Raw genomic sequence first — 6,533 nt, 5'->3', positions numbered from 1 at the left:
CGGGCTTATCGTGTCCGGTTTAACCCCGAGTTCCCCGAGATCATCGCGGAGGGGGTTGCGTGGGCAGTGGATACTGGGCATATCGGGCGGCGGATGAGGGGTTCGGGCATCCTGTGTCGTGAAACCGACGCTTTTAGGCATATTAGGCGTCGGTTTTACGACACAGGATGCCCCCGCACTCCCTTGCCCGCCCCCTCGGCGATGATCTCGACGGGAGTGCTGCCATTCCGGCGGTTTTGACAGCACCTTTGTCGAGATCATCGTGGGGAAGGGGCGCGGGGTCCACGGCCGCCACGAACGCGGGTGACCACCCGCCCTCCCCGCTGCGCCGCCCACCTGGACCGCGAGTGGCCGGACGGACGGCAAGCAGGGCCGGGGAACCGCCCCCCTCTCGCCGTCGCCGCCAACCCCGGTGACCATGCACACGCCGTACGGCCGACGGCGCTGCGCTGAGGGGCGACCACCGTCGTCGCCGTCCGTGTCGCACCCCGGCCGCGCCGATCACCTACCCCCGTCCTCGTCGCTGCTGTGGGAGATACTCCGGCACCGCGGCAACCACTCCCGCTACGGCAGGCACCCCGTGTGGGCCAGTGCCTGGCGCACCAGTACCCCCTGCCCGTCGGCCATCTCCGACTGCACCTCCGGACCCGCGGCCTCCTCAGGGGTGAACCACACCAGGTCCAGGGCGTCCTGCCGGGGGCGGCAGTCGCCGGTCACCGGCACCACGTAGGCCAGCGCGACCGCGTGCTGGCGCGGGTCGTGGTAGGAGGTGACCCCCGGGGTGGGGAAGTACTCGGCCACCGTGAACGGCTGCGGCGTGGCCGGGATGCTCGGCAGCGCCATCGGCCCCAGGTCCTTCTCCAGGTGGCGCAGCAGCGCGTCGCGCACCCGCTCGTGGTACAGGACCCGGCCGGAGACCACCGCCCGGCTGATGGTCTGCTCCGGGGTGGCCTGCAGCAGCAGGCCCACCCGCGTCACCGACCCGGTGTTGTCCACGCGCACCGGGACCGCGTTGACGTAGAGGACGGGCATGCGCGAGCGCACCCACGCCAGCTCGTCGTCGGAGAACCACCCGGGAACCGTGTCGATCGACGTCACCAATGGACCGGCCTCTTCAATCTCGTCGCGGACGCCCCCGGCGCCCTCGGTCGGCTACGGGGGAGAGCGTACGCGTCCGCGCCGCCCCCGTGTCGGACGACGCGGGGCCGGGCGCCTCACGGGTGCCCCCTGAGAGGGAGGCGCGGGTGGGCCCGCCAGAGGGACGCGCCGTACGCCGCGCGCTCCGTAGCGTCCTGTGCCGGACACAGAACGACGGGGGAGGCGCGGATGCGCAGGGGGACGGGGCGTGCGGCGCGCGCTGCGACGGCATTGGCGGCGGCGGTCGTGCTCACCGCGACGTCCACGGCGTCCCCGGCTTCGGGGGTGCCCGGCCCCCCGAACCCCTCCGGTGCCTGGGGCGTCCAGGCCGGCGAATGGTCGCCCAACGACCTGGAGGAGGCCTACGGCGCGAACCGGGAGGCCGCCGCGCGCGCGTCGCGGGCGGCGGAGCGGGCGGGCGACACCGGACGGGCCGAGGCGCTGAGCGCGCTCGCCGCCCCCGACCGCGACCTGCTGGAGTTCGACCCTCGCGGCCAGGGGCGCGCCGTGGAGGTGGTCGGCGACCTGGACAAGGCCGACCGGGTCGTGGTCCTGGTGCCCGGCGCCGACACCACCCTGGACACCTTCGACGGGCACGGCGCCAAGCCGTACATGCGCGTCGGCGACGCCGCCCGCACCTTGCACGCGCGCATGGCCGAAGAGGACCCCGGAGCGCGCACGGCCGTCGTCGCCTGGATGGGCTATCCCGCCCCCGCCACGGTGAGCCCGGCGGTGGCGACCACCGGCCGCGCCGACACGGGCGCGCGGTCGCTGGACGCGTTCGTGCCGCGGCTGCTGCGCGCCGCGCCGGGCGCCAGCCTGACCCTGGTCTGCCACTCCTACGGCGCGGTCGTGTGCGGCCGGGCGCACGAGGCGTCGGCGCGGGCGGCCGCCGCGGTGCTGGTCGGCAGCCCCGGGGCGGGGGTGTCCGGGGCCGCCGACATCGGCGCCCGGCGGGTGTGGGCCGGGCGCGGGGACTCCGACTGGATCGCCGGGGTCCCGCACGGGTCCCTGCCCCTGCCCGGGACCACGCTGGGGTTCGGCCCCGACCCGGTCGGGCCGGGCTTCGGCGCCGAGGTGTTCGACGCCGGGCCCGGCGGGCACAGCGACTACTTCGCCCCGGGGTCGCGCCCCCTGTCGGCCGTCGCGCGGATCGCCCTGGGGCGGGCCGGCGCGGGGGGCGGGAATGCGGCGTGAGCGGAGCCCCCGCACCGCCGCGGGGCGGAGCGGGGGCGGGGTGCGCCCGGCGGGGTGGGCGACGGTCCTGCGGGGCGTCTGGCTGATGTGGGGGCCGTGCGCCCCCCGCCGCGCGGCCGGATCCCGCGCGGCGGGGGAGACGGACGGTCAGGCCGCGCCGACGTCCAGGTCGATGCAGGCGTAGAACGCGTTGGCGGTGTCGGCGATGTTCCACCGGGCCAGCAGCTTGGTCGGGCCGCCGTGCCCGCTCAGGTCCACCCGGTGGGTGACGCTCGACGGCGGCCGGGCGCCGCCGTCGTCGAAGGAGGCCACCTTCTGCCCGTCGGCGAAGTACTCCCAGGTGGAGGTGGCGTGCTGGGCCGTCAGGGTCCAGGTGAAGTCGACCGAGGTGCCGACCGGGTGCACCTGCCAGCCCTTGGAGTCGTCGTCCAGCTCGGCGAAGCGGCCGTTGCCGCCGCTGCAGCTCATCAGGCCCTTGGGGCCCTCGACCGACTGCGGCTCCCACTTGATCTGGCCGCATTCGACGGTCCCGGCGGCGCACTGGGCCTGGCGGCTGGCGGGGGAGGAGACGTATCCGTGCGCGCTGGCCACCCCCGCGGGCATCAGGGCGAACAGCAGCGGGGTCGCCGCGGCGACGGCGAGGGCCTTTCTTCTCAGTTTCATGCTCGGCCTTTCGTGCGGGGAGGCGGCGGAGCAGAATTCCGCCGCGCCGAGTGGTCTAGACCGTAAGAACCGGGGTTTCGCAGGTCAAGGGGGCGAGAAACGGTCCGTGAAGGGGCGGTCGCACCGGTCGGCGCCCCTTCGGCGGAGAATGCGGAACCGGTATCCCGCACGCCCCCGCGCCGGGGCGGCGGTGAACGGCCCCTTCGCCCCCGCGCCCGTCCACCGGTCTGCCGGGCCCACGGCAGAGCCGCCCCCGGCGGTCTTTGTGCAGCGCACAATGGGTTACACGGATATGGCGCCGCAGTGACACCGAAATCGGGGCGGAAGGCGGTAAGGAGATCCCTACCGAATGCAGGGCCGAACGAGGGGGCGTGCGATTGCCCAGACGCGGATTGGGCGGGCTGCTCGACGACCGGGAGTGGGCGCGGCTGCTGGCCGAAGGGGGCAGGGCCCGCTTCGCCCCCGGCGAGGCCCTCATGCGCCAGGGCGACCCCGGCAGCACCGTCCACCTGCTCGCCGAGGGGCACGCCCGGGTGGTGCGGGTGCGCGCCGACGGCACCACCGTCCCCCTGGCCTTCCGCGCCGTGGGCGACGTCCTCGGCGAGCCGATGCTGCTGCCCGGCGGCGGCGAGCGCTCGGCCACGGTGACCGCGGTGGGCCCCTGCGCCACCGCCGTCTTCCCGGCCGAGCGGTTCCGCCGCATCATCGGCGAGCGCGGCCTGGAGGCCGCGCTGTGGGAGAGCACCCTGGCCCGGCAGATGGAGAGCGACGCCCTGCGGGCCGAGCAGGCCGCCCTCCCCGCCGAGCAGCGGCTCCCCGTGGCGCTGCTGTACCTGGCCCGCGCCCTGGGGGTGCCCACCGCCGCGCCCATCACCGACGGGGCGGGGCCCCGGCGCCGCGCCGTGCTGGTGCGCATCCCGCTGCCCCAGCGGGAGATCGCCGAGTTCGCCGGGCTCTCGCGCACCTCGGTGGCCGCCGCCTACACCCGCATGCGCCAGCGCGGCCTGATCCGCACCGGACGCAGCTATGTGGCCGTCCTTGACATGGGCGCGCTGGAGGCGCTCGCCGAGGGCGGCGACTGACCGCACGGCGCCGCGGGACGTTCTCCCGCTGTGTCCGTGATCGAACACAGCGGGCCGCCCGAGTGCGCCAGGCTGGGGGCAGGCGGCCGGACCGCCCGGCCGCCGCGGCCGCGAGGGCGGAGCCGCCCGTGGAAGGAGCGCCCATGGAACCCGACATCCCCGGACCCCGGACCACCGTCCCCCTGCCCCCGTACCGCGCGGTGCTGGCGGTGGACATGGAGCGGTTCAGCCGCACCGCCGCCGTCGACCAGCAGCTCGTGGGGCGGCTCATCCCCGAGGTCCTCGAACTCGCCCTGACCCGGTCGGGCCTGGGCGAGGTGTGGAAGGACCCCGGCTTCTCCCGGCACGACGGCGACGGGTACGCGCTGGGCACCGACCCCGTCCACCTGCCCCGGCTCATCGACCCGTTCCTGGACACCCTGCAGGAGGTCCTGGACGGCAAGCGGCCCTGGCTGGCCGCGGTCGACAGGGACCTGCGCATGCGCATGCGGGTCAGCCTCGGCGTGGGCCCACTTCCCGCCACCGGGGACGGGTCGGGCATCGACGCGATGGGCGACGCCATGATCGACACGCACCGGCTGCTGGACTCCGACGCGGTGCGCAGGGCCCTGGCCGGCTCCCACCCCGACACCACGCTGGTGGCCGCCATCATCGGCCGCCGCGTCTACGAGGACGTGGTGCTGGGCGGGTTCACCGGCATCGACGCGAGCCGCTGGGCGCCGGTCGACGCCGAGGTGGCCGGGAAGGGCTACCGGGCCGAGGGGTACCTGTACGTGCCCGTCCCCTCCACCGCCGGGACCGCCTCCCGGTGGGACGGCGGCGCGGCGGAGGAGGCCCCGGACGAGGAGCCGTCCCGGGCCGCACCCCCGGCTCCCCCCGCCGGCGGCACCGTGGTCAACAACAACGCGCACGGCAACTCCGGCGGCGTGTACCAGATGGGGGACGTGCACGGCGGACTGCACGTTCAGGAGCGCCCGTGACGGCCCCGGCGCTCCCGCCCGCACCGGAAGGGGGCCGCATGCACCGAAGACGGTTCCTGGGCCGCGGCGGGCCCGCGGCCGACGAGTTCCAGGCGCGCGTCCCCAGCGCCGACGACGGCCTGTGCTTCCACGCCTACTTCCGGGTGGTGCTGGACATCGTCGGCGTCGACGCGCTCGAACGGGTGCGCATCGCCGCCCGCATCCGCCGGGACGTGCTGCGCGCCACCGCCGCGGCCGCGCGCGCCTTCTCCCTGGCCGAGCGCGGCGTGGCCGAGGCGGAGCTGACCTGCCTGCTGCTCGACCACGACCTGTTCGACCACCCGCGGGTGCGCGACTTCACCGCCGAGGTGCGGCTGGTGGGCGCCGACGGGGAGGCGCCGTGCCGCGCGGGCGGCACTGCGGTCGAGGAGTTCCTGCACGGCCTGGTGCCCGCGCAGCGCTCGGCCGTGCTGGAGGACCTGGCCGCGATGATGCGCCGCTGGGACCGCCCCGACCTGGCCGAGCGCCTGGTGCGGCCGTGGTCGGGCCGGGGCCGCCCCGGGGGTGACTGACCGCGCCGTCGCGCGGGAAGGGGTGGTGCATGGGAGCACGGACGCTGCCGGAGGTCCACCACCCCGGCAAGGAGCTGTTCGAGCCGGGTGGGCCCACCAAGCGCGAACTGGCCGACCACTGCCTGCGGGTCGCCGCGCGGATGCTGCCGCACCTGCGCGACCGGCCGCTGGCGGTGCAGCGGTGGCCGGAGGGCATCGAGGGCGACGGCGGCTTCTTCGTCAAGAACCGGTGGGCGGGCACCCCGGACTGGGTGCCGTCGGTGAGCGTGCCCCGGGAGAGCGGCGGCGAGGCCGAGATGGTCGTGTGCCGGGACCGGGCCACCCTGGTCTGGCTGTGCGGGCAGGACGCGTTCCCGCTGCACACCTGGATGAGCCGGGCCGACCTGCCGCGCACGCCCGACCGGATCGTGTTCGACCTGGACCCGTCGAAGGCCCGGGACTTCGCCGGCGTGTGCGCGGCGGCGCGGGACGTGCGCGGGGAGGTGGAGGCGCTCGGCCTGGCGGCGTTCGTGATGACGACGGGGTCGCGGGGCCTGCACGTGGTGTGCCCGATCCGCAGGCAGGCCGACTGCGACGACGTCAAGGCGTTCGCGCGGGCGGTGGCCGAGCGGGTGGCGGCCCGCAGGCCGAAGGAGCTGACCACGGCGGTGCGCAAGGAGAAGCGGCGGGGGCGGGTCTTCATCGACTACCTGCGCAACGGGTACGCGCAGCTGGCGGTGGCGCCGTATTCGGTCCGGGCCCGCCCGGGGGCGCCGGTGGCGGCCCCGGTGGGGTGGGACGAGCTGGACGGGCTGGAGTCGGCGGGCCGGTGGACGGTGCGCAACTTCGCCGAACGGGACGGCGTGGACCCCTGGCAGGGCTTCCGGCGGTACGCGCGTTCACCGACCGCGGCGATCTCCCGCCTGGAGAGGGCCGAGGAGTGA

The 6,533-nt window shown here is 75.7% G+C and carries 7 protein-coding genes; 5 read left to right on the top strand and 2 right to left on the bottom strand.

Translation table 11 applies throughout. The features are described 5' to 3' along the window. Positions 1 to 564: 564 nt before the first annotated feature. The gene (locus tag O4J56_RS12490; protein ID WP_408639112.1) at positions 565 to 1,098 is read right to left on the bottom strand and encodes an NUDIX hydrolase family protein; all 534 of its coding nucleotides are present in this window, start codon (positions 1,096 to 1,098) and stop codon (positions 565 to 567) included. Between the two features lie 228 nt (positions 1,099 to 1,326). Here O4J56_RS12490 and O4J56_RS12485 point away from each other — a divergent pair, with 228 nt between their 5' ends. Then, positions 1,327 to 2,334 carry an alpha/beta hydrolase gene (locus tag O4J56_RS12485; protein ID WP_270685903.1) on the top strand — a complete coding sequence of 336 codons (1,008 nt, stop codon included), beginning with the start codon at positions 1,327 to 1,329 and terminating at the stop codon, positions 2,332 to 2,334. A gap of 147 nt (positions 2,335 to 2,481) precedes the next feature. Here the strand turns inward: O4J56_RS12485 and O4J56_RS12480 are convergent, their stop codons facing one another. Continuing rightward, complete coding sequence (locus O4J56_RS12480; RefSeq protein ID WP_270685902.1) at positions 2,482 to 2,997, bottom strand: lytic polysaccharide monooxygenase auxiliary activity family 9 protein; 516 nt, start codon at positions 2,995 to 2,997, stop codon at positions 2,482 to 2,484. A gap of 371 nt (positions 2,998 to 3,368) precedes the next feature. Between O4J56_RS12480 and O4J56_RS12475 the strand changes: the two genes are divergently transcribed. From O4J56_RS12475 to ligD, 4 genes are all read left to right on the top strand, one after another. After that, on the top strand, positions 3,369 to 4,079 hold the full coding sequence (locus tag O4J56_RS12475) for a Crp/Fnr family transcriptional regulator (protein WP_408639111.1): 711 nt from the start codon (positions 3,369 to 3,371) through the stop codon (positions 4,077 to 4,079). 143 nt (positions 4,080 to 4,222) lie between these two features. Beyond that, on the top strand, positions 4,223 to 5,059 hold the full coding sequence (locus O4J56_RS12470; RefSeq protein WP_270685901.1) for a hypothetical protein: 837 nt from the start codon (positions 4,223 to 4,225) through the stop codon (positions 5,057 to 5,059). A 38-nt stretch (positions 5,060 to 5,097) separates the two neighbouring features. Then, a complete protein-coding gene (locus O4J56_RS12465) occupies positions 5,098 to 5,610 on the top strand; it encodes a hypothetical protein (protein ID WP_270685900.1) in 513 nt (170 codons plus the stop codon). 29 nt (positions 5,611 to 5,639) lie between these two features. Beyond that, the gene (gene ligD, locus O4J56_RS12460; protein ID WP_270685899.1) at positions 5,640 to 6,533 is read left to right on the top strand and encodes a non-homologous end-joining DNA ligase; all 894 of its coding nucleotides are present in this window, start codon (positions 5,640 to 5,642) and stop codon (positions 6,531 to 6,533) included.

It is taken from the genome of Nocardiopsis endophytica (assembly GCF_027706725.1).
Lineage (GTDB): Bacteria > Actinomycetota > Actinomycetes > Streptosporangiales > Streptosporangiaceae > Nocardiopsis_A > Nocardiopsis_A endophytica.
Note: the sequence above shows the minus strand (reverse complement) of the source record. Positions and strands in the feature narration are given on the sequence as shown.